At 67.1% G+C, this 25,051-nt stretch carries 27 protein-coding genes; 17 read left to right on the top strand and 10 right to left on the bottom strand.

Features of this window, described 5'->3' with window-relative positions; all coding sequences use genetic code 11:
• Positions 1-7: 7 nt before the first annotated feature.
• The 3 genes from ACE3P2_RS02055 to ACE3P2_RS02045 all read left to right on the top strand — a co-directional run bounded on the left by ACE3P2_RS02055 (position 8) and on the right by ACE3P2_RS02045 (position 3,840).
• A complete protein-coding gene (locus tag ACE3P2_RS02055) occupies positions 8-439 on the top strand; it encodes a DNA polymerase III subunit chi (protein ID WP_374260381.1) in 432 nt (143 codons plus the stop codon).
• On the top strand, positions 436-906 hold the full coding sequence (locus ACE3P2_RS02050) for a hypothetical protein (protein ID WP_374260379.1): 471 nt from the start codon (positions 436-438) through the stop codon (positions 904-906). Before ACE3P2_RS02055 ends, ACE3P2_RS02050 begins: the two co-directional genes overlap by 4 nt.
• Before the next feature lie 87 nt (positions 907-993).
• Complete coding sequence (locus ACE3P2_RS02045) at positions 994-3,840, top strand: valine--tRNA ligase (protein WP_374260377.1); 2,847 nt, start codon at positions 994-996, stop codon at positions 3,838-3,840.
• 74 nt (positions 3,841-3,914) lie between these two features.
• Here ACE3P2_RS02045 and ACE3P2_RS02040 read toward each other — a convergent pair whose 3' ends face one another.
• Complete coding sequence (locus ACE3P2_RS02040; RefSeq protein ID WP_374260374.1) at positions 3,915-4,145, bottom strand: sulfurtransferase TusA family protein; 231 nt, start codon at positions 4,143-4,145, stop codon at positions 3,915-3,917.
• Positions 4,146-4,407: 262 nt separating this feature from the next.
• Between ACE3P2_RS02040 and ACE3P2_RS02035 the strand changes: the two genes are divergently transcribed.
• The 7 genes from ACE3P2_RS02035 to ACE3P2_RS02005 are packed head-to-tail and all read left to right on the top strand — an operon-like array spanning position 4,408 to position 8,892.
• Positions 4,408-4,761, top strand: coding sequence for a roadblock/LC7 domain-containing protein (locus ACE3P2_RS02035; protein ID WP_374260372.1), 354 nt, complete (start codon positions 4,408-4,410; stop codon positions 4,759-4,761).
• 23 nt (positions 4,762-4,784) lie between these two features.
• Positions 4,785-5,249 carry a PAS domain-containing protein gene (locus ACE3P2_RS02030; protein WP_374260583.1) on the top strand — a complete coding sequence of 155 codons (465 nt, stop codon included), beginning with the start codon at positions 4,785-4,787 and terminating at the stop codon, positions 5,247-5,249.
• Between the two features lie 2 nt (positions 5,250-5,251).
• On the top strand, positions 5,252-5,998 hold the full coding sequence (locus tag ACE3P2_RS02025) for a phosphate/phosphite/phosphonate ABC transporter substrate-binding protein (RefSeq protein ID WP_374260370.1): 747 nt from the start codon (positions 5,252-5,254) through the stop codon (positions 5,996-5,998).
• Positions 5,995-6,471, top strand: coding sequence for a hypothetical protein (locus ACE3P2_RS02020; RefSeq protein ID WP_374260368.1), 477 nt, complete (start codon positions 5,995-5,997; stop codon positions 6,469-6,471). The genes ACE3P2_RS02025 and ACE3P2_RS02020 overlap by 4 nt, the downstream gene beginning before the upstream one ends.
• A gap of 28 nt (positions 6,472-6,499) precedes the next feature.
• Positions 6,500-7,717 carry a hypothetical protein gene (locus ACE3P2_RS02015; RefSeq protein ID WP_374260366.1) on the top strand — a complete coding sequence of 406 codons (1,218 nt, stop codon included), beginning with the start codon at positions 6,500-6,502 and terminating at the stop codon, positions 7,715-7,717.
• Positions 7,707-8,267 (top strand): ATP/GTP-binding protein, encoded by a 561-nt coding sequence (locus ACE3P2_RS02010; RefSeq protein ID WP_374260364.1) that lies wholly within the window; start codon positions 7,707-7,709, stop codon positions 8,265-8,267. The genes ACE3P2_RS02015 and ACE3P2_RS02010 overlap by 11 nt, the downstream gene beginning before the upstream one ends.
• The gene (locus ACE3P2_RS02005; RefSeq protein WP_374260362.1) at positions 8,260-8,892 is read left to right on the top strand and encodes a hypothetical protein; all 633 of its coding nucleotides are present in this window, start codon (positions 8,260-8,262) and stop codon (positions 8,890-8,892) included. Before ACE3P2_RS02010 ends, ACE3P2_RS02005 begins: the two co-directional genes overlap by 8 nt.
• Position 8,893: 1 nt before the next feature.
• Here ACE3P2_RS02005 and ACE3P2_RS02000 read toward each other — a convergent pair whose 3' ends face one another.
• The gene (locus tag ACE3P2_RS02000; protein ID WP_374260359.1) at positions 8,894-10,342 is read right to left on the bottom strand and encodes a M48 family metalloprotease; all 1,449 of its coding nucleotides are present in this window, start codon (positions 10,340-10,342) and stop codon (positions 8,894-8,896) included.
• Positions 10,343-10,384: 42 nt separating this feature from the next.
• Between ACE3P2_RS02000 and moaC the strand changes: the two genes are divergently transcribed.
• The 5 genes from moaC to ACE3P2_RS01975 all read left to right on the top strand — a co-directional run bounded on the left by moaC (position 10,385) and on the right by ACE3P2_RS01975 (position 13,815).
• Positions 10,385-10,864 carry a cyclic pyranopterin monophosphate synthase MoaC gene (gene moaC, locus ACE3P2_RS01995; RefSeq protein ID WP_374260357.1) on the top strand — a complete coding sequence of 160 codons (480 nt, stop codon included), beginning with the start codon at positions 10,385-10,387 and terminating at the stop codon, positions 10,862-10,864.
• Positions 10,864-11,334 (top strand): thiosulfate oxidation carrier protein SoxY, encoded by a 471-nt coding sequence (locus ACE3P2_RS01990; protein ID WP_374260354.1) that lies wholly within the window; start codon positions 10,864-10,866, stop codon positions 11,332-11,334. The genes moaC and ACE3P2_RS01990 overlap by 1 nt, the downstream gene beginning before the upstream one ends.
• A 14-nt stretch (positions 11,335-11,348) precedes the next feature.
• Entirely contained in the window at positions 11,349-11,666 is a 318-nt protein-coding gene (gene soxZ, locus ACE3P2_RS01985; RefSeq protein WP_374260352.1) for a thiosulfate oxidation carrier complex protein SoxZ, read from the top strand.
• 119 nt (positions 11,667-11,785) lie between these two features.
• Entirely contained in the window at positions 11,786-13,291 is a 1,506-nt protein-coding gene (locus ACE3P2_RS01980) for a CHAD domain-containing protein (RefSeq protein ID WP_374260349.1), read from the top strand.
• A gap of 71 nt (positions 13,292-13,362) precedes the next feature.
• Positions 13,363-13,815, top strand: a complete 453-nt coding sequence (locus tag ACE3P2_RS01975; protein ID WP_374260348.1) for a histidine phosphatase family protein — start codon at positions 13,363-13,365, stop codon at positions 13,813-13,815.
• Positions 13,816-13,894: 79 nt separating this feature from the next.
• On the opposite strand, the gene ACE3P2_RS01970 is transcribed toward ACE3P2_RS01975, so the two are convergent.
• From ACE3P2_RS01970 to ACE3P2_RS01955, 4 genes are all read right to left on the bottom strand, one after another.
• The gene (locus ACE3P2_RS01970; RefSeq protein ID WP_374260346.1) at positions 13,895-14,533 is read right to left on the bottom strand and encodes a helix-turn-helix domain-containing protein; all 639 of its coding nucleotides are present in this window, start codon (positions 14,531-14,533) and stop codon (positions 13,895-13,897) included.
• 239 nt (positions 14,534-14,772) lie between these two features.
• A complete protein-coding gene (locus ACE3P2_RS01965) occupies positions 14,773-17,382 on the bottom strand; it encodes a bifunctional aconitate hydratase 2/2-methylisocitrate dehydratase (RefSeq protein WP_374260343.1) in 2,610 nt (869 codons plus the stop codon).
• A 221-nt stretch (positions 17,383-17,603) separates the two neighbouring features.
• The gene (locus ACE3P2_RS01960; RefSeq protein ID WP_374260341.1) at positions 17,604-17,981 is read right to left on the bottom strand and encodes a response regulator; all 378 of its coding nucleotides are present in this window, start codon (positions 17,979-17,981) and stop codon (positions 17,604-17,606) included.
• A 10-nt stretch (positions 17,982-17,991) separates the two neighbouring features.
• The gene (locus ACE3P2_RS01955) at positions 17,992-20,541 is read right to left on the bottom strand and encodes a sensor histidine kinase (protein WP_374260340.1); all 2,550 of its coding nucleotides are present in this window, start codon (positions 20,539-20,541) and stop codon (positions 17,992-17,994) included.
• Between the two features lie 181 nt (positions 20,542-20,722).
• On the opposite strand from ACE3P2_RS01955, the gene ACE3P2_RS01950 reads away from it, so the two are divergent.
• Entirely contained in the window at positions 20,723-21,139 is a 417-nt protein-coding gene (locus ACE3P2_RS01950) for a YchJ family protein (protein ID WP_374260337.1), read from the top strand.
• Between the two features lie 21 nt (positions 21,140-21,160).
• Entirely contained in the window at positions 21,161-21,769 is a 609-nt protein-coding gene (gene gstA / locus ACE3P2_RS01945; RefSeq protein ID WP_374260335.1) for a glutathione transferase GstA, read from the top strand.
• A 54-nt stretch (positions 21,770-21,823) separates the two neighbouring features.
• Here gstA and ACE3P2_RS01940 read toward each other — a convergent pair whose 3' ends face one another.
• The 4 genes from ACE3P2_RS01940 to ACE3P2_RS01925 form a co-directional block, all read right to left on the bottom strand.
• A complete protein-coding gene (locus tag ACE3P2_RS01940) occupies positions 21,824-22,042 on the bottom strand; it encodes an RNA-binding S4 domain-containing protein (protein ID WP_374260332.1) in 219 nt (72 codons plus the stop codon).
• Positions 22,043-22,151: 109 nt separating this feature from the next.
• The gene (gene lysM, locus ACE3P2_RS01935; protein ID WP_374260329.1) at positions 22,152-22,640 is read right to left on the bottom strand and encodes a peptidoglycan-binding protein LysM; all 489 of its coding nucleotides are present in this window, start codon (positions 22,638-22,640) and stop codon (positions 22,152-22,154) included.
• A gap of 106 nt (positions 22,641-22,746) precedes the next feature.
• Complete coding sequence (locus ACE3P2_RS01930; RefSeq protein WP_374260327.1) at positions 22,747-23,079, bottom strand: YkgJ family cysteine cluster protein; 333 nt, start codon at positions 23,077-23,079, stop codon at positions 22,747-22,749.
• Between the two features lie 16 nt (positions 23,080-23,095).
• Complete coding sequence (locus ACE3P2_RS01925; RefSeq protein ID WP_374260325.1) at positions 23,096-25,042, bottom strand: acyltransferase family protein; 1,947 nt, start codon at positions 25,040-25,042, stop codon at positions 23,096-23,098.
• Positions 25,043-25,051 lie beyond the last annotated feature (9 nt).

The raw sequence follows: 25,051 nt of genomic DNA, 5'->3' as shown, positions 1-25,051 counted from the left end.
CCCGCCGATGACCGACATCCGCTTCTACCACAACGCGCCCGACCGTCTGCGCGTGGCCTGCGTGCTCGCTGCCAAGGCCAGCGCCGGCGGGCGGCGGGTGTCGGTCTTCGCGCCCGACGACGGCATTGCCCGGCACTTCGACCACATGCTGTGGAGCTTCCAGCCCCTCGCTTTCGTCCCCCACGTGCCGGCCACCTCGCCCCTGGCGGCCGAGACCCCGGTGGTCATCGGTAGCCGGCTCGAGGCACTGACGCACGAGGACGTCCTGATCAACCTCGGCGACGAGCAGCCGGCCGACGTGGACCGTTTCAAGCTGGTCATCGAGATCGTCGGCCCCAGCGAACCCGAACGCCTCGCCGCGCGCCAGCGCTATCGCAGCTACAAGCAGCAGGGCTACGCCCTCGACGCCCATGACCTCGCCCAACGGAGTGGCGAATGACCCTTCACGCCCCCCACGCCAAGCCCGAACTCGAAATCCCCCTCGATGACGACGACGGCGATCACCTGCTCGATACCGCCGACGCCCTCGCCCCCCTGCAGGACGCCGACGACCTGCCGATCCTCACCGATGTGGTGGACGACTTCGACGATGCGCGCGTCGAGCCCTTCATCGGCGAATCCGAACCGATCATCCTCGAGCCCGTGGACACCGACCCGGTCATCGCCGCCGTCGCATCCACGGCCCTGCCCACGGATCTGGCCGAACGTCTTGTCGCCCTCGACACCGCCATCGCCCGCCACATCGAGGACTGGGTCGCCAACGAATTGCCCCAGCTCGTCTCCCGCGAACTCGACGAACTCGCCGAACGTCTGAGCACCAAGGCCGCAGCCCACCTGCGCGCCACGCTGCTGCCCCTCGTCTCGGCCCGGATCGCCGACTCCCTCGACAGCGACGCCGACGCGTAAGCCACGGTTACGCGCCAAGTCTTGCCGGCAGGCACGCGGCTTGCATCCGCTATAATCCGCGTTTTGCCATCAAAGACAGCCCCCACCATGGAATTGGCCAAGAGTTTCGAGCCGGCGGAGATCGAGCGCCGCTGGTATGAGCACTGGGAATCGAGCGGCTACTTCGCCGCCGGACTCGACCGCAGCAAGCCCGCCGATCAATCCTTCTGCATCCTGCTGCCGCCGCCCAACGTCACCGGCACCCTGCACATGGGTCACGGTTTCAACCAGACGATCATGGACGCGCTCACCCGCTACCATCGTATGCGCGGCTGGAACACCCTGTGGCAGCCCGGCACCGACCACGCCGGCATCGCCACCCAGATCGTCGTCGAACGCCAGCTCGACGCCCAGGGCATCTCCCGCCACGACCTCGGCCGCGAGAAGTTCCTCGAGAAAGTGTGGGAGTGGAAGGAATACTCCGGCGGCACCATCACCCGCCAGATGCGCCGCATGGGCACCAGCCCCGACTGGAGCCGCGAGCGCTTCACGATGGACGCCGGCCTCAACAAGATCGTCACCGAGACCTTCGTGCGCCTCTACAACGAAGGCCTGATCTACCGCGGCAAGCGGCTGGTCAATTGGGATCCGAAGCTGCACACCGCCGTCTCCGACCTGGAAGTCGTCCAGGAAGAAGAAGACGGCTTCATGTGGCACATCAACTATCCGTTTGCGGACGGCCCGATCGGTGAACTCACCGGCCTCACCGTCGCCACCACCCGTCCCGAAACCATGCTCGGCGACGTGGCCGTGATGGTCCACCCCGAAGACGAGCGCTACGCCCACCTGATCGGCAAACAAGTCCGCCTGCCCCTGTGCGACCGCAACATCCCGATCATCGCCGACGACTACGTCGATCGCGAGTTCGGCACCGGCGTCGTCAAGGTCACCCCGGCCCACGACTTCAACGACTACGCCGTCGGCCAGCGCCACAATCTTCCGCAGATCAGCATCCTCACGCTCGATGCGAAGATCAACGAGCACGCCCCGGCCAAATACCAGGGCCTCGACCGCTTCGACGCCCGCAAGGCCATCGTGGCCGACCTGGAAGCCGAAGGCGTGCTGGTGGACACCAAGCCCCACAAGCTGCAGGTGCCCCGCGGCGACCGCACCGGCGTGGTCATCGAGCCGATGCTCACCGACCAGTGGTTCGTGGCCATGAGCAAGCCCGGCGCCGACGGCAAGTCGATCACCGAGAAGGCGCTCGAAGTCGTCTCGTCCGGCGAGATCGAATTCGTGCCCGGCAACTGGGTCAACACCTACAACCAGTGGCTCAACAACATCCAGGACTGGTGCATCTCGCGCCAACTGTGGTGGGGCCATCAGATTCCGGCGTGGTACGGCATCGACGGCGAGTGCTTCGTTGCGCACTCCGAGGAAGAAGCCCGCGCCCTGGCCGACAAGGCCGGCTACCCCGGCCCGCTGACCCGCGACCCGGACGTGCTCGACACCTGGTACTCGTCCGCCCTGTGGCCGTTCTCGACCCTCGACTGGACGCCCGAATACCCGGCCAAGTCCAACGACGCGCTGGATCTCTACCTGCCGTCCACGGTCCTAGTAACCGGCTTCGACATCATCTTCTTCTGGGTGGCGCGCATGGTCATGATGACCAAGCACATCACCGGCAAGATTCCGTTCAAGCACGTCTACGTGCATGGCCTGATCCGCGACGCCGAAGGCGCCAAGATGTCCAAGTCGAAGGGCAACGTCCTCGACCCGATCGACCTGATCGACGGCATCGGCGTGGATGCGCTGGTCGCCAAGCGCACCACCGGCCTGATGAACCCCAAGCAGGCCGCCAGCATCGAGAAGAAGACCCGCAAGGAATTCCCGGAAGGCATCCCCGCCTTCGGCACCGACGCGCTGCGCTTCACCTTCGCCAGCCTCGCCAGCCCGGGCCGCGACATCAAGTTCGACATGAGCCGCTGCGAGGGCTACCGCAACTTCTGCAACAAGCTCTGGAACGCCACCCGTTTCGTGCTGATGAACGTCCAGGGCCACGACCTGGGCCTCGAGCACAAGCAGGACGGCCCGAGCTGTGGCGGCAACGGCCCGCTGGAGTTCTCCTTCGCCGACCGCTGGATCGTCAGCCGCCTGCAGCGCGTCGAGAAGGAAGTCGCCGAGCACTTCGCCGGCTACCGCTTCGATCTCGTCTCCAAAGCCATCTATGAATTCGTCTGGGACGAGTACTGCGACTGGTACCTCGAACTCGCCAAGGTCCAGATCAACACCGGCAACGAAGCCCAGCAGCGCGGCACCCGCCGCACGCTGATCCGCGTGCTCGAGACCATCCTGCGTCTGGCCCACCCGCTGATTCCGTTCGTCACCGAAGAGCTGTGGCAGACGGTGGCCCCGCTCGCCGGCCGCAAGGACGTGGACAGCCTGTGCCTCGCCCGCTACCCGGAGGCCGATCTCGGCCGCTGCGACGAGACGAGCGAAGCCGACGTCGCCGAACTCAAGAGCCTGATCTACGCCTGCCGCAACCTGCGGGGCGAGATGGGCATCTCCCCGGCCCAGCGCATGCCGCTGGTGGCCGCTGGCGACAGCGCACGCCTGACCAGGTTCGCGCCCTACATCGCCGGCCTCGCCAAGCTGTCGGAGGTCCAGGTCGTCGATGAGATCGGCAGCGATGAGATCGCCCCGGTCGCCATCGTCGGCGAGCAGCGCCTGATGCTGAAGGTGGAGATCGACATCGCCGCCGAGCGCGAGCGTCTCTCGAAGGAAATCGCCCGGATCGAGGGCGAGATCACCAAGGCCAACGCCAAGCTGGCCAATGAGAGCTTCGTGGCCCGCGCACCGGCAGCCGTGGTCGCCCAGGAGAAAGAGCGCCTCGCCAGCTTCAGCGCCACGCTGGACAAGCTCAAGCCGCAGCTCGCCAAGCTGCCGGCCGCCTGACGCGCCCTCTCCGGCAATGAAAAACGGCCACGCATTTGCGTGGCCGTTTTTCTTGCAGCCTCCCGCTTTACCGCCTACTTGCGGCGCAGGAAGAACTCGTAAGCCTTGTCGGGCAACTCGCCCTGACCCAGCAGCTCGTTGCCGGTCTGCCGGGCAAACGCGGCGAAGTCCTTAACCGACCCTGGATCCGTTGCCAGCACGCGCAGTACCTGCCCCGCCTGCATCTCCGCCAGCCCTTTTTTTGCGCGCAAAATGGGTAACGGGCAGTTCAAGCCTCGGGCATCCACTTCCTTGTCAAAATCCATCGTACGACTCCAGCCTCATCCAGGACAATCGAGGCAGAATTTTAACCTGCAACCCACCCAGACCCGATAACAACGTCACGACCAACCAAACTCGGATCAAAAAAACCCAAGACAGATTGTGAAATAATGACAACTCGAAAAATAACGTCATAAACGAAGCGATACCCTGCAGTGCAGCCCACACGGACATGTTATGCGGGGCGACACTTCGCCCGACCACTTCAACGCTCTCACTTCAAGGTACTCAACGATGCGCTCCAACATGCTCCAAACCGTTCTCAACGACCTGAACGGCACCTCCGCGGACATCGAGGCCTCCGCCATCATCTCCTCCGACGGTCTGATGATGGCCGCCCTGCTCCCCAACACGGTCGACGAGGACCGCGTCGGTGCCATGAGCGCGGCCATGCTTTCCCTCGGCGATCGCACCGCGCGCGAACTGGCCCGCGGCGCCCTCGACCAGGTGCTCATCAAGGGTGAAAAGGGCTACGTGCTGATGGTCCAGGCCGGCGCCGACGCCGTGCTCACCGTCATGGCCAAGCCGAACGCCAAGCTGGGCCTCGTTTTCCTGGACGTCCGCCGCGCCGCCGATGCCATTGGAAGGATCCTCGGCTAACAGGAGCCCGCGCCGTGAATGACATGGACCCCGCCCAGATTGTGGGCGACGCTGTCGAGCACACCCTGACCTACGCCGACGGAACCCGTCGGCGGGTTTTCGTCACCTCGATCGAGACGCCCTACCCCCATGGCAAGCTGATCGTCTCGCGAACGGACACCGCCGGGATCATCACCCAGTGCAACCAGTCCTTCGTCGACATGTCCGGCTACAGCGAAGCCGAGATCATCGGCCAGCCCCATTGCCTGCTGCGCCACCCCGACATGCCCGCCGAGGCCTTCCGCGACCTCTGGGAAACCGTGCAGGCCGGCCGCCAGTGGCACGGCTACGTCAAGAACCTGCGCAAGGACGGAGGACACTACTGGGTGTATGCCACGGTCGTGCCCAACGTGCGCAACGGCCAGATCGTCGGCTACACCTCGGTGCGGCGCGAGCCCTCCCGCGAAAAAGTCATCGCTGCCGAAGTCCAGTACCGGAAAATGAGCTGATCATGACCTTCAACTTCACGGTAAGTCCCAGCTTTCCCAACGAACGCATTTCCGACTGGTACATCTTCAACACCTGGCTGCAGCGCGCCTTGTCGGTGCCGATCCACCTGGAGCTCTACAACAGCTTCGGCGACCAGCGTGCCGCCATCGCCGAAGGCAAGGTCGACATCATCTACGCCAACCCCTTCGACGCGTCCCTGCTGGTACGCGAAAAGGGCTTCCGCGCCCTCGCCCGCCCCGAAGGCCAGCCCGACGAGATGGTGATCGTCGCCGCTGCAGGCAGCACCGTCCAGGCAATCCCCGAACTGCGCGCCGGCGCCCGCCTCGCCTGCAGCGACGACCCCTGCGTCAATACCGTGGGCCGCATCCTGCTCGAGCCGGCCAACCTCGACGCCGGCAATGTCGTCGAACACCGCCGCGAAACCTACATCCAGGTCGCCCGCGAAATCCTGCGTGGCGAAGCCGACATCGGCTTCCTCCCGGTCGAAGCCTTCGAGGCGCTGTCCACCATCGTCCGCCGCGACTTGCGCGTGCTCGTCACCAGTCAGTTGCACGTCATCCATCACGTATTCCTGATCGGCCCGGCGCTGCAGCCGCGTGCCGACGAAATCACGGGCCTACTCGTTTCCATGCACGAAAGCGACAAGGGGCGCGGTATCCTCGAAGCCCTCGGCGCCCGTAGCTGGCAAGCCGTGCAGCAAGAAGACGTGGAATTCATGATCGACATCATCTCGACCCTGACCCAGTGAAGCTGTTCCTGACCGATCCGGCCCAGCCGGAACGCATCCGCCGTCCTGCGCCGCCTGCCGTCTTCGGTCTGCCGGTGCGCACGTTGAGCATCGCATCCCGCTGGCGTTCGCCGGCCACCGGCGCCTTGCTTGCTGGCGAGATCGGCCGCAAGCCGGCGAACCTGCACCTTCACGTCCAGCGCATTTCCCTGTGGAGCAAACTCGACGATGCCGCAGCCACCGCCGCGGCCATCGTCGACCTGTGGATCGTCCTGGGCCCGCACGGCGCAGCCCTGCGCACCCGCCTGCTGCGCGACCACTACGAAGCGCTGGAGCGGCACGACCTCGGACTCTACCTCAGCGCGCGCCTCGACACCGGGCTCGACCGTCACGACCCGCGCATCGCCCTCCCCGGCGCCGTGCTGGCGCGGCCAGTGGAAGGCGCCCGCGTTTTCCTGCACGATTCCGAGATGCCGTCGGGGAGCATCCGCTGAGCCCGCCATCCACCTGTTTCACACCGTCATGAGCCGCCATTCCATCCTTCCGGGCCAGCCCGCCACCGCCCTCTTCCTGCTTCACGTGGGCAGCATGGACGCGCGACTGATCGGACTCTCCGTCGATCGCCACTGGAAGCATTCGGTACGACTGGCCAGTAGTCTCGACGGCGCCCGGGTGGCGCTCGTCGACTGCGATCGCCCCGGCGTCGACGCTGCCTTCGAGCAGCTTGGCGCCCATCCACGGGTTGGCGTCGTCTGCTATGCGTTCCACCCCAAGGATCACGCCCAGCGCTTTCCCAACCGGGTGATTCTCGGCAAGCCGCTCAATCTCGAAGCGCTACCCGGGATCCTCGCCCAGGCCGCGGCCGAGCGCGCCCGCACCATCGCCGTGCCACCGCGACGCCCCGCGCCGCCCACCATGCCGGCACCGCCCACCATCCAGCCCGACGCCGAACCGCCGCTCCAGGCCGAGATGCCCGCCGCTCTGGGCCACGGCGTCCAGACCGACGACGAGCGCGACCTCTGCGGCGCGATGGACGATCTGCCGGCAACGCCCACCTACCCGCTGCCCGAAAAGCTGTTCTTCAACCCCGACAACTACCTCATCGGCCACCTCCAGCGCGCCGTCGAGCAAGCCGTCGTCACCGGTCGGCCCCACCTCATCGCCGGCCTGCCGCGTCTCATCGGCGTGCGCGCCCAGCCCTCGGCCGCCTGCATCACCGACTTTCGCGACAACCAGCTGCGCCCGCTGTCGATGGCCCAGCTGCCCCAGACCACCGCGCGCATCGTCGGCGCCTCGACCCTCGCCCACGTCACCGGCAACGCCACCACCTGGACCGCCGAGGATTTCCTCTGGAACGTCGCGGCCTGGGCCGCCCGTGGTCGCCTGCCGGAAGGCGTCGACCCCTACAAGCCGGTGCGTCTGCGCGCCTGGCCCAACTTCACCCAGGTCTTCATGTCGCCCCACGCGCTGCGCATCACCGCCTTGTGGGTGCGCACCTGGGCCAGCCCGGTGGACATCGCCAGCCGGCTCGGCGTCCCGCAGCGCTACGTCTTCTCGGTGTTCTCGTCGGCCCGCTTCGCGGGCCTGCTCGACACCGACGCGCCGGCCCCCGCGCAACCCGCAAGCCGGACCGCGCCGCAACACGCCGCGGCTCCGGAGCCCGCCGCGCCTCCACCACAGCAACAACAACGCCCGTCGATTTTGTCCAGAATTCTCAGGAAACTCCTCAATGCGGTCTGAACGCGCCCGTCACAACAAGATCATCTTCTCGGGAACCGTCGGTGCAGGAAAAAGCACCGCCATCACCGCGCTCAGCGACATTCCGCCGGTCAGCACCGAAGCCGTGGCCAGCGACGAGACCGCCAAGCTCAAGAAGACCACCACCGTCGCCATGGACTACGGCGTGCTGAACCTGCCCGACGGCGAGAAGGTCATGCTCTACGGCACGCCCGGCCAGGAGCGCTTCAGTTTCATGTGGGACATCCTGTCGGAAGGCGGGATCGGCCTGGTGCTGCTAATCAACAACGCCAATCCCGATCCGCTCGCCGACCTCGAAGGCTACCTCGCCGCCTTCAAGGATTTCATCTCGAGCACTGCCGTCGCGATCGGCGTCACCCACATGGACAGCGCCGAATCGCCCGGACTTGACGCCTATCGGGCCAAGCTCGCCGCCATCGGTCACCGGCCGGCCCCCGCCATCTTCCGGGTCGACGCGCGCAGCCGCGACGACGTGGCCATGCTCGTCAAGGCCCTTCTCTACACCCTCAACCCCGGACTGATCGATGCTTGAGATTATTCCCGGCTCCTACCTCACGGTAACGCCCTATGGCGCCTGGCGCGCCGTCGCCCGCGCCGACGACAGCATCGAGCGCCGCGCCCTGCTCGCCATCCTGCGCGAGGCCATGAGCCCGATGCTGAGTGCCGAGCAGGCCCGCGCCTGGACCGGCGAGGCCGACACCGAGACAGCCCTCGCGCCGCTGCTCCAGCTCCAGGAAAGCGCCTGTCTCGAAGCCTGGTCGGCGCCCAAGATGGCGCCGGTGGGCACCCTCGAATCGACCCTCCCGGTCCTGCTCGGCGCACTCAGCGACAGCGGTCAGGCAGTGCTTGCCGACAGCATGGGCTTCTGCCTCGCCATGGCCGGCTATCCGTCCGAGACCGGCGAAGCCCTCGCCGCCCTCGGCGCCGACATCCTGTCGGTGGCGGAGCGTCAGTCGGTCGCCCTGGCCAAGCTCGGCGACCATCTGCTCGACGGCTGGGGCAACGTGGACGCCGCCGGCATCAGCGGCCTCAGCTTCTGGCCGATGCACATCGGGCGCACCCGGCTGGCCCTCACCGTCAGTGGCCGACCGCGCTTCAACCAGCAAGCCTTCGCCGATCTGGTGTGGGCGCTGTACGTCCGCTACGGCACCATCTAATTCAGTGCTGGCCGCGCGACTCGCGCATCTCGCGCATCTGCTCGGCCAGCAGGGCCCGCACCTCCCGCAGGCGCGAATCCACCGCCGACTGCTCGAAGAAGTCGCCGTCCCCCGCCCCTTGGGCGAGGGACAGTTGCTCGGCCGCGCCGGCGTAATTGCCACGGATCGCATAAACCTCGGCCAGCGCACGGTGCTGGCCGAAACGCCTGCCCAACGCAGCCTCGGCACGTGCCCGCAGCTCCCACAGGGTCGCGTCGGTGGCGGTGGTCTGCAGCTCGGCCTTCACCGCCGTCAGCGCGTCCGCCGGGCGCCCGGCATCGATCAGCGCCTCCAGTTCGCCGTAGATCAGGCGACGTGACTGGGGATAGCGCGCCCGCGCGTCGCGAAATATCTTGGCCGCCCCGGCCGGATCGGCGTGGGCCAGGCGCAGGTCGCCCTCCAGCCCGTCGATCATCGGAGAGGGCGCGTTGCGCTTGCGCAGCTCAACCATCGCCCGGTCTGCATCTGCAAGCCGGCGCGCCCCCAGGTAAGCGCGCACCAGCCCGTACTGAGCGGCGACCGTCGGATGGCCGACCCGGGCCGCCGCCTCGAACTCGGCAATGAGCTCCCGCGACGGCTGCGGCCCCGCCTTCAGCTTGGCCCGCACCAGCTGGAAATCCAGTGAATCCGGCACCTGGTGATACGGAATCTGGGCCACCCGGTTCTCCATCTCGGTGATCCGGTCGCTGGTCAGCGGGTGGGTACGCATGTAGGCCGGCGCGTTGTTCTCGTAGAGCCGCGCGTTCTTCTGCAGGCGCTCGAAGAAGCTCACCATCCCCCGCACGTCGAAACCCGCCGCCGCGAGGTTCTGCACCCCGAGCCGATCCGCCTCGTTCTCGAAGTCCCGGGAGTAGGCCAGCTGGTTGCTGACCCCGACCGCCATCCCTGCGGTGATCGCGGCCTGACTGGCCTGAGCGCTCGACTTGGCCGCCAGCACCGCCACCAGCAGCGAAGCGAGCATCAGCAGCCCGCTCTGGGTCTGCTTGCCCACCATTCGTGCGATATGGCGCTGGGTGACGTGGGCGATTTCGTGGGACAACACCCCGGCCAGTTCGGATTCGCTCTGCGCCGCGAGGATCAAACCGCTGTGCACCCCAATGTTGCCACCCGGCATCGCAAAGGCGTTGAGCGACGTATCGCTGACCCCGAAGAACTGGAATGGCAACCCAGCCCCCGCGCCGGCCGCCACCAGCCGGTCGCCGATGCGGTTGAGGTAGTCCTCCACCTCGGCGTCGCGCAGGTAGGACGGATCGCGCCAGCGAATCTCGCGCATGATCTGCGCACCCAGGCGCTGCTCGGCCAGGGGCGACAGCTCGCTGGCCGCGTTGTCGCCGAGATCGGGCAGGTTCTGGGCCACGCCGCGGGGAATCATGGCCACGCACAACAGGGCGGCGATCAGTCGTTTTTTCACGGGTGCTATGATAACCGCCCTCACCTTTCGGTTCCCTGTCCGATGTCCGACGCTTTCACCCATTTCGACGCCCAGGGCCAGGCCCACATGGTGGATGTCGCCGCCAAATCCGAGACCCGCCGCGTCGCCCGCGCCGAAGGCCGCATCGTCATGCGGCCCGCCACCCTCGCCCGCATCCTCGCCGGCGACACCAGGAAGGGCGACGTGATCGGGATTGCCCGCATCGCCGCCATCCAGGGCGCCAAGCGCACCGCCGACCTCATCCCGCTGTGCCACCCGATCCCCCTCACCCGGGTTGCCGCCGATTTCGCAGCCGAAGGCCAGGACACCATCCGCTGCACCGTCACCGCCGAGACGGTGGGTCGCACCGGCGTCGAGATGGAAGCCCTCACCGCCGTCCAGATCGGCCTGCTCACCATCTACGACATGTGCAAGGCCGTCGACAAGGGCATGACGATGGAAGGCATCCGCCTGCTCGAAAAGGAAGGCGGCAAGTCCGGGCACTGGAAGGCGGAGGCGTGATGCCCGCAGCCCGACGCAGCTTCCTGCAAGCCTTCGGCAGCACCGGCGCGCTGCTGGCCCTGGTGGGAGCCGGCGTGCTCCGGCCGGGGCGCGCCGTGGCGGTCGACTTTCCCCGCGGCCCTTTCGAAGCCCGCAACGTCGCCGATGCCCTTCGACTGATCGGCGCTGCGGGCGCCGAGGCCAGCCGCGAGATCGTCCTCAAGACGCCGGAGATCGCCGAGAACGGCGCCGCCGTGCCCATCGAGGTCGCCAGCCAGATCGCCGGCACCACGCGCCTGTCGGTGCTCGTGGACAAGAATCCCTTTCCCCTGGCCCTGCAGTTCAATTTTGCCCCCGGCGCCCAGCCGCGCTTCCAGGCCAAGCTCAAGATGGCCGAGAGTTCGCGTCTGCGCGTCGTGGCCCTGGCCAGCGGCCGGCACTACACCGTCTTCCGCGACGTCAAGGTAACCGTCGGCGGCTGCGGCGAATAGCGGAGAAACCCGACATGCCCGATCCGATCAAACTGCGCGCCACCGTCCGGGGCGACGACGGCGAAGTCCGCGTCCTGCTGCCGCACCCGATGGAATCCGGCCAGCGACGCGAAGCCGGCGGCCAGCTCGTGTCGGCGCACTTCATCACCTCGGTCGTGCTCAGCCTCAACGGCAGACCGGTCATTGAAGGCGCCCTCGGCACCGCCGTGTCGGCCAATCCCCTGTTCGCCTTCCAGCTCGGCGGCGTCAAGGCCGGTGACCGCCTCGCCGTGACCTGGGTCGATAACAAGGGCCAGCGCGGCAGCGCCGAGACGGTTTTCAGCGCCGCCTGATCCACCCCGCGGCGCAGCCTGAAAATGTAACGGCGCCGCGCAAGACAGCGGCCCGCCATCGGGACTAGAATGGCCCGCGCCCGAATCCGGGCTGTTCCATGACAACCGATGGCATCCCCATGAGCCGCGAAATCGAACTCAAGCTGACCCTCCCGCAAAAGGCCCTCCCCGCCCTGCGCCGCCATCCCCTGATCGCCGACGCGCCGCGTGACGGCCGCAGCGTCACCCTCGAGAACACCTACTTCGACACGCCCGAACTCGAACTGCGCGAACGTCGCATGGCGGTGCGCACCCGCAAGGCGGGCACGCGCTGGCTGCAGACCGTGAAGTGCGCGGCCGAGTCCATCGGCGGCCTGTCGGCGCGTCCCGAATGGGAGCAGCCCTACGTGAACGGCGCCTTCGATTTCTCGGCGATCGACAGCGACGACGTGCGCAGCCGGCTCGAAAACCTGCAGCCCCAGCTCGTGCCGGTGTTCACCACCCACTTCAAGCGCGAGACCTGCATCCTCACCCCGCGCGAAGGGGTCAAGGTGCTCGCCATGATCGACAACGGCCAAATCGAGGCCGGCGCGCAGACCCGTCCGCTGTGCGAGCTCGAACTCGAACTGGTCGAGGGCGACCCCCGCGAGCTCTACGCCCTCGCCCTGCAACTGGCCGAGAACCTGCCCCTCACCCCCGAAAACGTCAGCAAGGCCGAGCGTGGCTACCGCCTGTACTCAAACCACGCCCTGCGTCCCGCCAAGGCCCGCCCGTCCCGCCTCGCCGCCGAGCAGTCGCCGGTGGACGCCTTCCGGATCATCGCCTTCGACTGCCTGGCCCTGTGGCAGACCAACGAATCCGGCGCCCGCGAGAGCGACGACCCGGAGTTCATCCACCAGCTGCGGGTCGCGCTGCGACGCCTGCGCTCGGCGCTCCGGCTGTTCGGTCCGGCCCTGCCCGCGGCCTTCGTCGAGCGCTGGTCGCAAGGCCTCAAGGACGCCGCCGACGGCCTCGGCGCCGCCCGCGACCTGGATGTGATGCTGGCCGAAGTCCTCAGCCCGGTTGCCGAATCGGGCCTGGCCGACGATGCCACCCAACGTCTGATCGCCATGGCCATCGACCGGCGCGACCGCGAAAAGGCCGCCGCCCGCGAGCAACTCCTCGCCGCCAGCCACGGCCGCCAGATGCTGGCCCTGGCCGCCGACCTGTTCGCCCTGCAGAGCGATTCGCTGGTCAAGTCGGCTAACCTCACCACCTTCGCGCGTCTTCAGCTGAGCCAGTTGCGCAAGCGCGCCCGCAAGCGCTTCGTTGCCGCGGCCGACCTGCACCCCGAAAAACTCCACGAACTGCGCGTTGCCCTCAAGCGTCTGCGTTACGGCATCGAATTCCTGCTCCCACTGCTGCCCGAAAAGGCCACCGTGCGTTTCGCCAACGAGATCGCCGAAGTCCAGGAAACCCTCGGCTACCTCAACGACGAAATCGTCGCCCGCAACCGCCTCAAGGCTTGGGCCGGCAAAGATCCGGAGCTGCGCAGCGGCGCGGCCTTCGTCGCCGGCTGGCACGCCCCGCGGATCGCCCGCTTGCGCAAGAGCGTGTTGCCGTCCCTCGAATCGGTGCTGTGGGGTAAAGCGCCGTGGCGGCGCTGATGCATTCATCTGGCGGTAACCTTGATGGCCGAGAATCCCTGGCTATTTCAAAAAACGAGGAGACAACCCAAATGGATTTGCTGCTGTGGCGCCACGCGGAAGCCGTCGACGGCCTGCCCGACAGCACCCGCGAACTCACCGAGCGGGGCATCCGGCAGGCGCACAAGGTGGCCGAGTGGCTGGAAAAGCGCCGACCGAAGAAGCTCCGCGTACTGGTCAGCCCCACCGTGCGCACGCGCCAGACCGCCAGCGCCTTCACCCAGGATTTCGAGATCGTCCCCGCGCTCGGGCCCGGCAACGACATCTCCGCGATTCTCGCCGCCTGCGGCTGGCCCGACGGCGGCGGCTCGGCCCTGGTCGTCGGCCACCAACCGGAACTGGGCCGTCTGGCCTCGCTCCTCCTGTCGGGTCACGAAGCCGACTGGACGATCAAGAAAGGGGCCCTGTGGTGGTTCACCAACCGCGTCCGCGAAGGTGAAACCCAGACCGTACTGCGCACCGTGATGCCGGCCGACCTGGCCTGAGACGTACCGCACGCTGCCGGACCAGTCCCGCCAACAAAAAACCCCCGTACGCCGGGGGGGTTTTGTTGGCGGGGCCGGACTAGCTCGACCTGTTCGCCCTGTCCCGTACAGCGTGTGGCCCCGTCGTCCCCATGTCCCGGTCGCGCAGCAAACCCCACACCAGCGCCGCCAGCTCGGGGCCATCCACCGGCGGATCGACCAGCACCACTCCCGTCGGCATCCGTTCGGCGACCGCGCCACGGTCGGACCCCGCCGCGAGGAGCACGACCACCAGCATCTGCCGGTCGCGCAGATAACCGAGCAGCGAATGGATCATCCGGAAGAAATCCAGCCCCGTGACGCCCAGATCGGTGATCAGCACGTCCGGCGCATTTTCGCCGATCTGGATCAAGCCCTCGAAACCGCTCGACGCGGCGCTGAGCACGCAATCGGGCAGCAGGGTGTCGAGCAGCGCCAGCAAGGCGGCACGCTCGCGCTCGTTCTCGCGCAACAGCAGCACGCCGTAGGACGCCCGGCCCACCGGCAGGCCGGCCCTGCGCTGCTCGTCCAGCAGGCGATCCACCGATTCGATCAAGATCCGCCGATGCCCGCCCGGCGTCTTCCAGGCCCGCAACCGTCCATCCTCGACCCACAATTGCGCGGTGCGGATGCTGACGCCGAGCAAACGCGCGGCGTCACGGGTGGAACAGGTGAGGGAAGACTGGGATTCGTGCTTCATGGCTGCGGCGTCAGGGTTTTGAGTATTATCACTTTTAACGATTAAAAAAATAAAGTCGTTTTTAATGATTTTTTCGTTTTAACGCGATTTAGCGCGCTGGGCAGCGCGCACCGACCCATGCCATCCGTCCCTCACCTCTGCATTGGACGCCCAAAAACAAAAAACCCCTGCCGCCCGGAAACCCGGACGGCAGGGGTCGAACTCGCTGGCGACACCGCGAACGGTGCCTCAGGCGGAGATTACATCTCGACGGTATCCGCCACTTCAACGAAAGCGGGGATCTGGTCGAAGTTCATGTAGCGATAGACCTCGGCGGCTTTCGCATTGACGGCCTGGACCTGCTCCTGGTACTCGGCGACGGTCGGCAGACGGCCCAGCAGGGCGGCGACGGCGGACAGTTCGGCAGAAGCCAGGTACACGCGGGTGTCGATACCCAGGCGGTTCGGGAAGTTACGGGTCGAGGTGGACACCGCAGTGGACCCCTTGCGGATCTGCGCCTGGTTACCCATGCACAGCGAGCAGCCCGGCATTTCCATGCGCGCGCCGGCCTTGCCGAGGACGCTGTAGTAGCCTTCTTCGGTCAGGATCAGGGCGTCCATCTTGGTCGGCGGGGCGATCCACAGGCGGGTCGGGATGTCGGACTTGCCGTCCAGCACCTTACCCGCGGCGCGGAAGTGGCCGATGTTGGTCATGCACGAGCCGATGAAGACTTCGTCGATCTTGTCGCCCTGGACTTCGGACAGCACCTTGACGTCGTCCGGATCGTTCGGGCAAGCCAGGATCGGCTCGGTCACGTCGGCCAGATCGATCTCGATCACGGCGGCGTATTCGGCGTTGGCGTCCGGTTGGAGCAGCACGCCGCTCTCGATCCACTCTTCCATGGCCTTGATGCGGCGCTTCAGGGTGCGGGCATCCTCGTAGCCTTCGGCGATCATCCACTTCATCAGGGTGATGTTGGAACGCATGTACTCGACGATCGGCGCCTTGTTCAGCTGCACCGAGCAGGCCGCGGCGGAACGTTCGGCAGCGGCGTCGGACAGTTCGAAGGCCTGTTCGACCTTCAGGTCCGGCAGACCTTCGATCTCGAGGATGCGGCCGGAGAAGATGTTCTTCTTGCCCTTCTTCTCGACGGTCAGCAGGCCGGCCTTGATGGCGTACAGCGGGATCGCGTTGACCAGGTCACGCAGGGTGATGCCGCGCTTGGTAGCGTCTTCCATGCTGCCCTTGAAGCGGACCAGCACCGACTCCGGCATGTCCAGCGGCATCACGCCGGTGGCGGCGGCAAACGCGACCAGACCGGAGCCGGCCGGGAAGGAGATGCCGATCGGGAAACGGGTGTGGGAGTCGCCGCCGGTGCCGACGGTGTCGGGCAGCAGCAGGCGGTTCAGCCAGGAGTGGATCACGCCGTCGCCCGGACGCAGCGAGACGCCGCCGCGGGTGGAGATGAAGGACGGCAGCTCGCGGTGCATGCGCACGTCCACCAGCTTCGGGTAGGCCGCGGTGTGGCAGAAGGACTGCATCACCAGGTCGGCGGAGAAGCCGAGGCAGGCCAGATCCTTCAGTTCGTCGCGGGTCATCGGGCCGGTGGTGTCCTGGGAGCCGACGGTGGTCATCTTGGGCTCGCAGTAGGTGCCCGGACGCACGCCCTGACCTTCCGGCAGGCCACAGGCGCGGCCGACCATCTTCTGGGCCAGCGAGAAGCCCTTGCCGGAATCGGCGGGGTTCTGCGGCAGGCGGAACAGGGTCGAGACGGGCAGGCCCAGGGCTTCACGGGCCTTGGCGGTGAGGCCACGGCCGATGATCAGCGGGATGCGGCCGCCAGCGCGGACTTCGTCGAGGATCACCAGCGTCTTGAGCTGGGATTCGGCGATGGTGGTGCCGTTCTTGGTGGCGACGACCTTGCCGGTGGCCTGGTCGATCTTCAGCTCGATCTCGTCGCCCATGTCCATCTGACCGGCGTCGATCTCGATCGGCAGCGCGCCGGCATCTTCCATGGTGTTGAAGAAGATCGGGGCGATCTTGGAGCCCAGGCACACGCCGCCGAAACGCTTGTTCGGAACGAACGGGATGTCCTCGCCGGTGAACCACAGCACGGAGTTGGTGGCGGACTTGCGGGAAGATCCGGTGCCGACCACGTCGCCGACGTAGGCGATCAGGTTACCCTTGGCGGCCAGCTTCTCGAGCTGTTTGATCGGGCCGCGGGAGCCCGGCTCGTCGGCTTCGATGCCCGGACGCGGGTTCTTGAGCATGGCCAGCGCGTGCAGCGGGATGTCGGGGCGGGACCAGGCGTCCGGCGCGGGCGACAGGTCGTCGGTGTTGGTTTCGCCGGTGACCTTGAAGACGGTGAGCTTCTGGCTGGCGGGCACTTCGGGGCGGGAGGTGAACCACTCGCCGTCGGCCCAAGATTGCATCACGCCCTTGGCATTGGCGTTGCCGGCTTTGGCCAGTTCGGCCACATCGTGGAAGTAGTCGAAGACCAGCAGGGTCTTCTTGAGGCCCTCGGCCGCGGTGGCGCCGCACTCAGCGTCGCCCAGCAGATCGATCAGCGGCTTGACGTTGTAGCCGCCGAGCATGGTGCCCAGCAGTTCGGTGGCCTTGACCTTGGAAACCAGCGCACAGGCCAGCTCGCCCTTGGCGACCTTGGCCAGGAATTCGGCCTTGACCTTGGCGGCGTCATCGACACCGGCGGGAACGCGATAGGTGAGCAGGTCTACCAGGAAAGCTTCCTCGCCGGCCGGCGGGTTCTGCAGCAGTTCGACCAGAGCCTGGGTTTGCTGCTTCGACAGGGGCAGCGGCGGAATGCCGAGGGCGGCACGCTCGGCAACGTGCTGGCGGTAGGCTTCAAGCATGGGTAGATCCTTCCTAGACGATGGTTACATTACGGTGATGCTGTCTTCGCGGCGGACCGTCGCGGCCCGGCACGCGTCTCCCTCACAGACCGGCCTTTGGTTTTTGTCTGACGACGCCAAGTCTTATATATATTATATTTTAAAATGCCTTCGATTGTGCGAACGCACAATTCAAATCTTCCCACAAGTTCAACGGCTCCCGGGCGCTGCTGCGCCCTGCCTCAGGCAGCCAGGATGCGCTCGACGGCACTGAGGGTGATCGGCTTGATGAGGAGGTCGTCGAAGCCGGCGTCGATCAGGCGCTGCTTTTCTTCGGGCAGCGCATGGGCAGTATAGGCGATGACGCGCAGGCCGCCGAACCGGCCGTCGGCCCTGATCCGCGCGAGCACTTCCTCGCCCGACATGCCGGGCATGCTGATGTCGAGGAAGACAATGTCGAACGGCCCCTCGCCGAGTTTGCCGAGCGCGGCCGGACCGTCCTCGGCCTGGTCGGTGGCGTAGCCTAAGCGGGTGACGAAGGCGATGGCGAGCCGCCGGTTGATCGCGTTGTCGTCGACGACGAGCACCCGTTTCTGGGATGGAGTGGGCGAATCGCTCATGGAAGGATGCCTATCGGGACAGCTGCCCGTTCGCAGGTAGGGTAAGGGTGAAGGTCGAGCCCTCGCCGATGCGCGAACGCACCCGGAGATCGCCCCCCAACAGATGGGCCAGTTCGCGCGCCAGCGCCAGTCCGAGGCCGGTGCCGCCGTGATCGCGGGTCATGAACTGATCCAATTGACGGAATTTCTCGAAGATGAGTTCCTGGGCTTCGGGCGGAATGCCGGGGCCGCTGTCCGACACGTCGAAGGCGATGCACTCGCCGTCGCGCCGGACAGTCAAGCCAACCTTGCCATTTTCGGTGAACTTGATCGCGTTGTTCAAGAGGTTATTGAGGATCTGGCGCACGCGCTGCGCATCGATGACGATCTCGGACGGCAGGTCGTCGGCCAGCTGGAGCGCCATCTCGAGCCCTTTAGCCTGGGCGTAGGCCCGGTGCGTGCCGACCAGTTCGGACGCCAGCCGGGCCAGATCCTGGGTGGCGAACTTGACGTCCATCCGTCCCGCCTCGACCTTGGCGAGATCAAGCAGGTCGTTGACGATGTCGAGCAGGTGCTGGCCCGACGCGTGGATCGTCGCGGCGAATTCCTGTTGGCCCGGGTCCTCGAGTTCGAGTTGCAGTAGTTCGGAATAGCCGAGGATGCCGTTGAGCGGCGTGCGCAGTTCATGGGACATGCTCGCGAGGAAGTCCGACTTGAGCTTGTTGGCCTCTTCGGCCCGGCCCCGCGCCTCCTCGGAACGCGCGAACGATTCCTGCACCTCGTCGGCCATGCTGTTGAACGACTGGGCGAGCTGCCCCATCTCGTCGGTGGAGCGCACTTCCAGCCGATGGGACAGATCGCCGGACTGGAAGCGGCCGAGGCCGTCGATCATCGTGGTGATGCGCCGCGTGATGAACTGCGCCATCCAGATCGCCACGATGATCACCAGCACCACCATCACCAGCGTCGACAGGCTCAATGCGCCGGCGGTCTGGGCGAGATTGGTGGCGATGCCGTCGCGCAGCCCCTGGCGCTGGGCCAGGAAGGCTTTGTCCATCTCGGCGATGCTCTGGCCGATACGTGCGGCCGAATCGGTGGCGGCGCGGTGGAAATCGTCCACGTTGGCGCCAATGGTGACGAAGCCGAACCCCCGCTTCGATTCGCCGTACTGGCCGGTGTAGTACGGAATGGCCGCCGCGGTGGTGAGCTTCCAGAGCCCCGAGAAGAATATCTTGAACGAACCGGAGCCGCCGTTCTCGGTCAGCTGGTTCCAGCCGGCGCACTGGGGCGAGAAGTTGAGATAGCGGCAATCCAGTCCTACCGTGCCGGCCTTGACCTGGGCGGCGGCGGGCTTTTTCTTCAGCGACTGCGCATCGAAGGGCTTGACCTCGGCCAGGAAGGCCTGCGAAGGCTTTCCGGACGCCTGCCAGGCCTCGTAGAGCGACTGGTCCAGCCACGGCGTGACGGGCTCGCCGGTGGCCGGGTCGTAGCCCGGGATGAAGTAATCCCGCGGATGCGAAATCGCCCGGCTACGGTGATCCCACATGAACGCGTAGTTGCCGGCGATGGCATCGTTGATCGGCGTGTAGCGCGAATCGGTGGGGCTGATGTGATCGGTGAATTCGCGGATGTGGTCGTGATCAAGGGCCAGGGTCACATAGCCGACGATCCGCTCCCCGCGCACCACCGGCGTCGCCCACCGCACGATGCCGCGAAAGCGCCTGCCGAGCGGATTCTCGGTGCCCGCGTAGGCCGACTTCTCCGGCTCGAAGGCGATGCCGGCCTTCTGCGCGCTGGCGGGCAGGTAGGCGCCCACCACCTTGCTGCCCACGTAGGCACCGATCACCTCCGACACGTAAATCTCGCCCGGCTTGAGCTGCTTGAGCGCCGGCCAGTAGCGCTCGGCCTTCAGGAAGGTCTGGTGGGGGTCGCTCACGTCGCGCAGGGCCGGCGTACTGAGCGCCCCCGTCACCACCTTGACCCGCTCGCGCCCCTGCAGGTCGATGAAGCTCATCTCGACGAACAACGGCCGCGGCTCGACGTGGCCGATGAATTCCGGCGGACGGGCGCTGAACGCACTGGCGTTGTCGGGCAAGGCCTGCTGCGCGTCGGCCGCCAGCGCCTCGTCCCAGCTTTCCGGTGCGGCGGGCTCCCAGCGGGTCTGGTCGTCGGACAGGCGCCACTCGCCGTGGCGATGCAGCGGCCGCTCCCGGTGGCGCAGGAAGCTGCGATACGCCGCCTCGCTCGGCTCGATCTGCGCCGCCTGCAGCACGTCCGAGTCCCGGTCGTACAAAAACGCCGCCACGGCGCGGGCGGTATCGGTCGTCAGCCGCTCGATGGCCACCCGGGCACGGTCGTCGAGCGCCTTGATCGCGTCGTCGGTGGCCGCGTTGCTCACCTGCTTGATGGTCGCGAGCATCGACTCGGCCATCGCGCTGGCCTGTGCGCTCACCGTGTCGCCCAGGCGCTGGGCCATGCTCCATGCCAGGAGCGCCAGCAACAACAGCGGCAGCACCTTGATGACCACGAAGATCGCGATCAGCTTGCCGCGAATCCCCACCATCCACCTTTTCAGTCCCATTGCAGCCCCATCCCCAGACTTCGTCCGCACCGCACCCTCCCCGGGGTGTTTCGTTCCCGGCCGGCGGTCCGGATCGCCTCCGACCCGCCGCCGATCTCCAACCACGGATAACGGCAACGGCAGCGAACTCTCCAGTGTCGGGGCCCATTTTGGCTTGCGGCGATCGGCGAGGCATTCCAGAATGCGCCACCACCTTGCCCGACGACCCTTCATGGCCCTGCCCTGCCCCTGCGGTAACGCGTCCGGCTACGCCGACTGCTGCGGACGCTACCTCGACTCCGACACCCCGGCACCCACCGCCGAGGCGCTGATGCGCTCCCGCTACACGGCCTTCACGCTCGGCCGCGAGGGTTACCTGCTGGCCACCTGGCACCCGGACTTCCGCCCCAACGAGCTACGGCTCGCCGACGAGCCGCCCACCAAGTGGCTGGGCCTCGCGATCAAGCGTCACCACCAGGAGGACGCCACCCACGCCCTCGTCGAATTCGTCGCCCGCTACAAGATTGGCGGCCGCGCCCACCGTCTTCACGAAACCAGCCGCTTCGTGCGCCTCGGCGAACGCTGGCATTACACCACCGGGGACATCCACCCGGACTGACACCACCCCAGGAGACCACCCATGAAGCTCTACTACGCCCCCGGCGTCTGCTCGCTGTCGCCCCACATCGTACTGCGCGAAGCCGGCTTCGACGTCACCCTCGAGAAAGTCAATCTGCGCACCAAGGAACTCGCCTCCGGCGGCGACTACAGCGCCATCAACCCCAAAGGTTACGTGCCCGCGCTGCAGCTCGACGACGGCGAGGTGCTCACCGAAGGCCCGGCCATCATCCAGTACGTCGCCGATCTGGTGCCCGAAAAGCAGCTCGCCCCGCCGTGCGGCACACTGGCCCGCGCCCGCCTGCAGGAATGGCTCACCTTCATCGGCACCGAGCTGCACAAGAACTTCAGCCCGCTGTTCAACCCGGCCGCCACCGACGACATGAAGAACGCCGCCCGCGCGCTGCTGGCCCGTCGCCTGCCGATCGCCGCCGCCGCGCTCGAAGCCAAGCCCTATCTGCTGGGCGACACCTTCTCGGTGGCCGACGCCTATCTCTTCACGGTGCTCGGGTGGACCGGCTTCGTGGGCGTCGACATCGGCGCATGGCCGAGCCTCGGCGCCTTCGTCGAGCGCATCCAGGCACGTCCGGCCGTGCAGGCTGCACTGAAGGCCGAAGGTCTGCTGAAATAAGACGGAATCGCCCCGGACGTCCGTCCGGGGACGAGCGGGCCGGCCCGGGACGGGTCAGCCCGCGGCGACCAGCTCGATGGTCTCGCCGGCGAACTCGATGCGCTGGCCCGGACGCAATTTGGCCCGCTTGCGGTTCTCGATCTCGCCATCCACGAACACCACGCCGTCGGCGACGCGCTGCTTCGCCTCACCGCCCGAACCGCACAGCCCGGCAGCCTTCAGCAGTTGGTCGAGCTGGATGAATTCGCCTTCAACGGGGAAACGGATGGTCATGATGGCGGGCTCCGGTCTGTGACGGAAATGTGAAAGGAGCGGCGGATTGTGTCAGAGCCGACCCAATCCGCCAATCCGGGCCGCCCGCCGGCGGCCGCTACGGCACGATTCAGGCCGGAATGCGCAGCACCTGGCCCGGGTAGATCTTGTCCGGGTGACCAAGCATCGGCTTGTTGGCCTCGAAGATCTTCATGTAGGCATTGGCGTTGCCATAGTAGGTCTTGGCGATGGCCGACAGGGTGTCGCCGCGCACCACGGTGTGGAACTGTGCCGGCGGCTCGGGATTGGTGACGCCGAGCTGGTCGTCCACCTTGTCCACGCCATCCACGTTGCCGCAGCACAACAGCACTTTCTCCTTGGTCGCCTGGTCGGCGACGGTGCCCGCAACGGTGACGGTGCTGCTCACGCCGTCGAAACTCACCCGCAGGGCGCTGGTGTCGAGGCCCTGCTTGTCGATGTAGGCGACGATGGCGGCGGCAGCCTTCTGGTTGAGATCGGCCAGCTTGTCGGCGGCGCTCGGCTCGGCGGCGGCGGCCTCCACGTCCTTGCGACCGAACAGCTTTTCACCTGCTTCACGTACGAAACTCAGCAAACCCATGTGTCGCTCCTTCTGGTTGTAAAAGTGAAAGACTAAGCTGCTCCGTCACATCCCGGGCGGTCGAAATGTATCTAACTGTCACGTCGCGCGGATTTCGGGCACAAAATCACTCGTCGAGCGGTTTCATGCCATGGCGACGACGGGCGCGGGCGCAGCCTTCGTCCCCGATGCCCAGTGCCGCGAAGGGCGCGAAGTCGCGGCACGGGCCGGGGCGGCGGTCGTAGATCGTGCAGCGCACCGCACCGCCAATCTCCCCTTCCAGGGCGATGCACCGGGGCGGTCCGTCATCGGTGCCGCGCATGCGCACCAGGGTGGCGGTGACGGGCACCGTCAGGTTCGGCGGCACGCATCCGCCCGGCTGGTTCTCCAGGTCGGAGACATGGAAATCCACCCGAAAACTCGCGCAACACGCGCCACAACTCAAGCAGGGATCGGCCACTCGATTCACTCCACGGTCAGGGGGCCGGAACGGGCCCCGGCAGGTTCAGGATGCGCCCGGCGAGCCGCTGTGCGCCGTGCATCGACAAATGATCGTCGTCGAAATAATCGGCTGCGCCACCCCGGGCCGCGTAGCACTTGTCGGCGTCGCAGAACAGCTCGGCGGGGTCGACCACCGTCACCCCGGGCGGCAGCTCGGTCAGATGGCTGCGCACGAAGGCCTGGCGGGCTTCCCACCAGGCACGCGGCACACCGACGATGGCATCGCGCTCGCCCTCGACCAGCGCGAGATCGTCGATGCCCTTGCGCAGTTCGGGCGCCTGCAGCACTACCACCACCTGCTTGCCCGCCGCCACGAGGCGTTCAAGCATCGTCACGTAGGCCCGCCACAGACGCGCCCGCTCGGCTGCCGGCACCGCATCGGGCAGCGCCGGATAGACGCCCTCGTGCTCGCCGAACAGGTGCAGGTTCATCCGGTAGCTCACCACCACGGTACGGATCGACGGCGTCGCCAGCAGGTAGTCGAGCGCGGCGTCGCTCCAGCGGCGGCACGGGGTGTCGAGGTCGGTTCGTCCGAACAGCGGTCCGCAGCCGCTGAAGCTCAGATGTTTGACGCCCTGCCCGGCCGGACGCAGCCCCTCGGCCAGAGCGTAGGCGAGCTCGACCGCGTGGCTGTCGCCGAACACCGCCCAGCGCACGTCGGGTCCGAAGTAGCTGCACGCCGCGGATGGCGGCGGAAAGTCGGCGCTGTCGAGGGTGTGGCACGCCTCGCGCTTCGGGCTCGGCAAGGCCGTCTGGCGCAGGGCGATCTGCCGTTCTCCGAGCCGCGCCGACACGTAGCCGCCGCTCATCCGCCCGCCCTGCCCCAGCGCGATGAAACCTAGCAGGCACACCCCGCTCAGCACGAACACCGCCCGTCGCGGTACCGTCCGCCGGTTGCGGAAGGGGCGCTCGACGAAACGCCACGTCAAGTAGGCCAGGGCCAGCGACGCGAGCGCCAGCCCGGCCATCGTCGCCGCGCCCGGGGCCTCGACGCTGCGCACCCGCGCGAAGGCCAGTAGCGGCTGGTGCCACAGGTAAGCGCTGTAGCTCAGCAGCCCGATGCCGACCAGGAAGCGATTGCCGAGCAAGGCCCCGACCCGGGTCGCGGGCGATGCGAACAGCACCAGCAGCGCCGTGCCGGCCACCGGCAGCGCCGCCCAGAAGCCCGGAAACGGCGTCTGGCGGTCGAACAGGAATACTGCGCCCAACACCGCCGCCAGCCCGGCCAGGCTCGCCAGCTCGGCGACACGGCGGTCGCGCGGCTCCAGTGCGCCGCTCGCGCCGGCCCGCGCCGCGAGCACCACGGCCGTCAGCGCCCCGGCCAGCAGCTCCCAGCCGCGGGTCGGCAGCAGATAGTAGGCGGCGGTGGCATCGCGGCGCAGCACCCACTCGGCCAGCAGCAGGCTCGCCAGCAGCGCCCCGCCCAGGAGCACGGCGATGCGCCGCGGCCCGAGCCGCCAGGCCGCCATCAGCAGCAGCGGAAAGAAGAGGTAGTACTGCTCCTCGACGGCCAGGCTCCAGGTGTGGAGCAGCGGCTTGAGTTCGGCCGAGGTGTCGAAATAGCCGCTCTCGCGCCAGAACACGATGTTCGACGCGAACAGCGAAACGCCGATCAGACTGTTGCAGAAGCGCAGCATCTCGCCCGGCGCCAGCCACGACCACGCGAACGGCAGGCAGGCCAGCATCACCACGAAGAGCGCCGGCAGGATGCGCCGCGCCCGTCGCTCGTAGAAGCCGACCAGCGTGAAATGCCCCGCCGACAGCTCCGCCAGCAGGATGCGCGTGATCAGGTAACCGCTGATCACGAAGAACACATCCACCCCCACGTAGCCCCCGCCGAACAGCCCGAAGCCGGCGTGGAAGAGGATCACCGGCAGGACTGCGACCGCGCGCAGCCCATCGATCTCGCCGCGGTACTTCACCGCGCGCGG

Source organism: Zoogloea sp. (assembly GCF_041911615.1).
Taxonomy (GTDB): Bacteria; Pseudomonadota; Gammaproteobacteria; order Burkholderiales; family Rhodocyclaceae; genus Zoogloea.
This window is presented reverse-complemented; position numbering and strand designations above follow the sequence as displayed.

Excerpts from the sequence above, each read along its gene's own strand:
- ACE3P2_RS01965 (WP_374260343.1), bottom strand. The coding sequence starts at position 17,382 with ATGCTTGAAGCCTACCGCCAGCACGTTGCCGAGCGTGCCGCCCTCGGC.
- ACE3P2_RS01960 (WP_374260341.1), bottom strand. The coding sequence starts at position 17,981 with ATGAGCGATTCGCCCACTCCATCCCAGAAACGGGTGCTCGTCGTCGAC.
- ACE3P2_RS02010 (WP_374260364.1), top strand. The coding sequence starts at position 7,707 with ATGCGGTCTGAACGCGCCCGTCACAACAAGATCATCTTCTCGGGAACC.
- soxZ (WP_374260352.1), top strand. The coding sequence starts at position 11,349 with ATGCCCGATCCGATCAAACTGCGCGCCACCGTCCGGGGCGACGACGGC.
- ACE3P2_RS01980 (WP_374260349.1), top strand. The coding sequence starts at position 11,786 with ATGAGCCGCGAAATCGAACTCAAGCTGACCCTCCCGCAAAAGGCCCTC.
- lysM (WP_374260329.1), bottom strand. The coding sequence starts at position 22,640 with ATGGGTTTGCTGAGTTTCGTACGTGAAGCAGGTGAAAAGCTGTTCGGT.
- ACE3P2_RS01975 (WP_374260348.1), top strand. The coding sequence starts at position 13,363 with ATGGATTTGCTGCTGTGGCGCCACGCGGAAGCCGTCGACGGCCTGCCC.
- ACE3P2_RS01990 (WP_374260354.1), top strand. The coding sequence starts at position 10,864 with ATGCCCGCAGCCCGACGCAGCTTCCTGCAAGCCTTCGGCAGCACCGGC.
- ACE3P2_RS02045 (WP_374260377.1), top strand. The coding sequence starts at position 994 with ATGGAATTGGCCAAGAGTTTCGAGCCGGCGGAGATCGAGCGCCGCTGG.
- moaC (WP_374260357.1), top strand. The coding sequence starts at position 10,385 with ATGTCCGACGCTTTCACCCATTTCGACGCCCAGGGCCAGGCCCACATG.
- ACE3P2_RS02025 (WP_374260370.1), top strand. The coding sequence starts at position 5,252 with ATGACCTTCAACTTCACGGTAAGTCCCAGCTTTCCCAACGAACGCATT.
- ACE3P2_RS02005 (WP_374260362.1), top strand. The coding sequence starts at position 8,260 with ATGCTTGAGATTATTCCCGGCTCCTACCTCACGGTAACGCCCTATGGC.
- gstA (WP_374260335.1), top strand. The coding sequence starts at position 21,161 with ATGAAGCTCTACTACGCCCCCGGCGTCTGCTCGCTGTCGCCCCACATC.
- ACE3P2_RS02040 (WP_374260374.1), bottom strand. The coding sequence starts at position 4,145 with ATGGATTTTGACAAGGAAGTGGATGCCCGAGGCTTGAACTGCCCGTTA.
- ACE3P2_RS01940 (WP_374260332.1), bottom strand. The coding sequence starts at position 22,042 with ATGACCATCCGTTTCCCCGTTGAAGGCGAATTCATCCAGCTCGACCAA.
- ACE3P2_RS02015 (WP_374260366.1), top strand. The coding sequence starts at position 6,500 with ATGAGCCGCCATTCCATCCTTCCGGGCCAGCCCGCCACCGCCCTCTTC.
- ACE3P2_RS01950 (WP_374260337.1), top strand. The coding sequence starts at position 20,723 with ATGCGCCACCACCTTGCCCGACGACCCTTCATGGCCCTGCCCTGCCCC.
- ACE3P2_RS01955 (WP_374260340.1), bottom strand. The coding sequence starts at position 20,541 with ATGGGACTGAAAAGGTGGATGGTGGGGATTCGCGGCAAGCTGATCGCG.
- ACE3P2_RS02050 (WP_374260379.1), top strand. The coding sequence starts at position 436 with ATGACCCTTCACGCCCCCCACGCCAAGCCCGAACTCGAAATCCCCCTC.
- ACE3P2_RS02035 (WP_374260372.1), top strand. The coding sequence starts at position 4,408 with ATGCTCCAAACCGTTCTCAACGACCTGAACGGCACCTCCGCGGACATC.
- ACE3P2_RS02030 (WP_374260583.1), top strand. The coding sequence starts at position 4,785 with ATGGACCCCGCCCAGATTGTGGGCGACGCTGTCGAGCACACCCTGACC.
- ACE3P2_RS02055 (WP_374260381.1), top strand. The coding sequence starts at position 8 with ATGACCGACATCCGCTTCTACCACAACGCGCCCGACCGTCTGCGCGTG.
- ACE3P2_RS01970 (WP_374260346.1), bottom strand. The coding sequence starts at position 14,533 with ATGAAGCACGAATCCCAGTCTTCCCTCACCTGTTCCACCCGTGACGCC.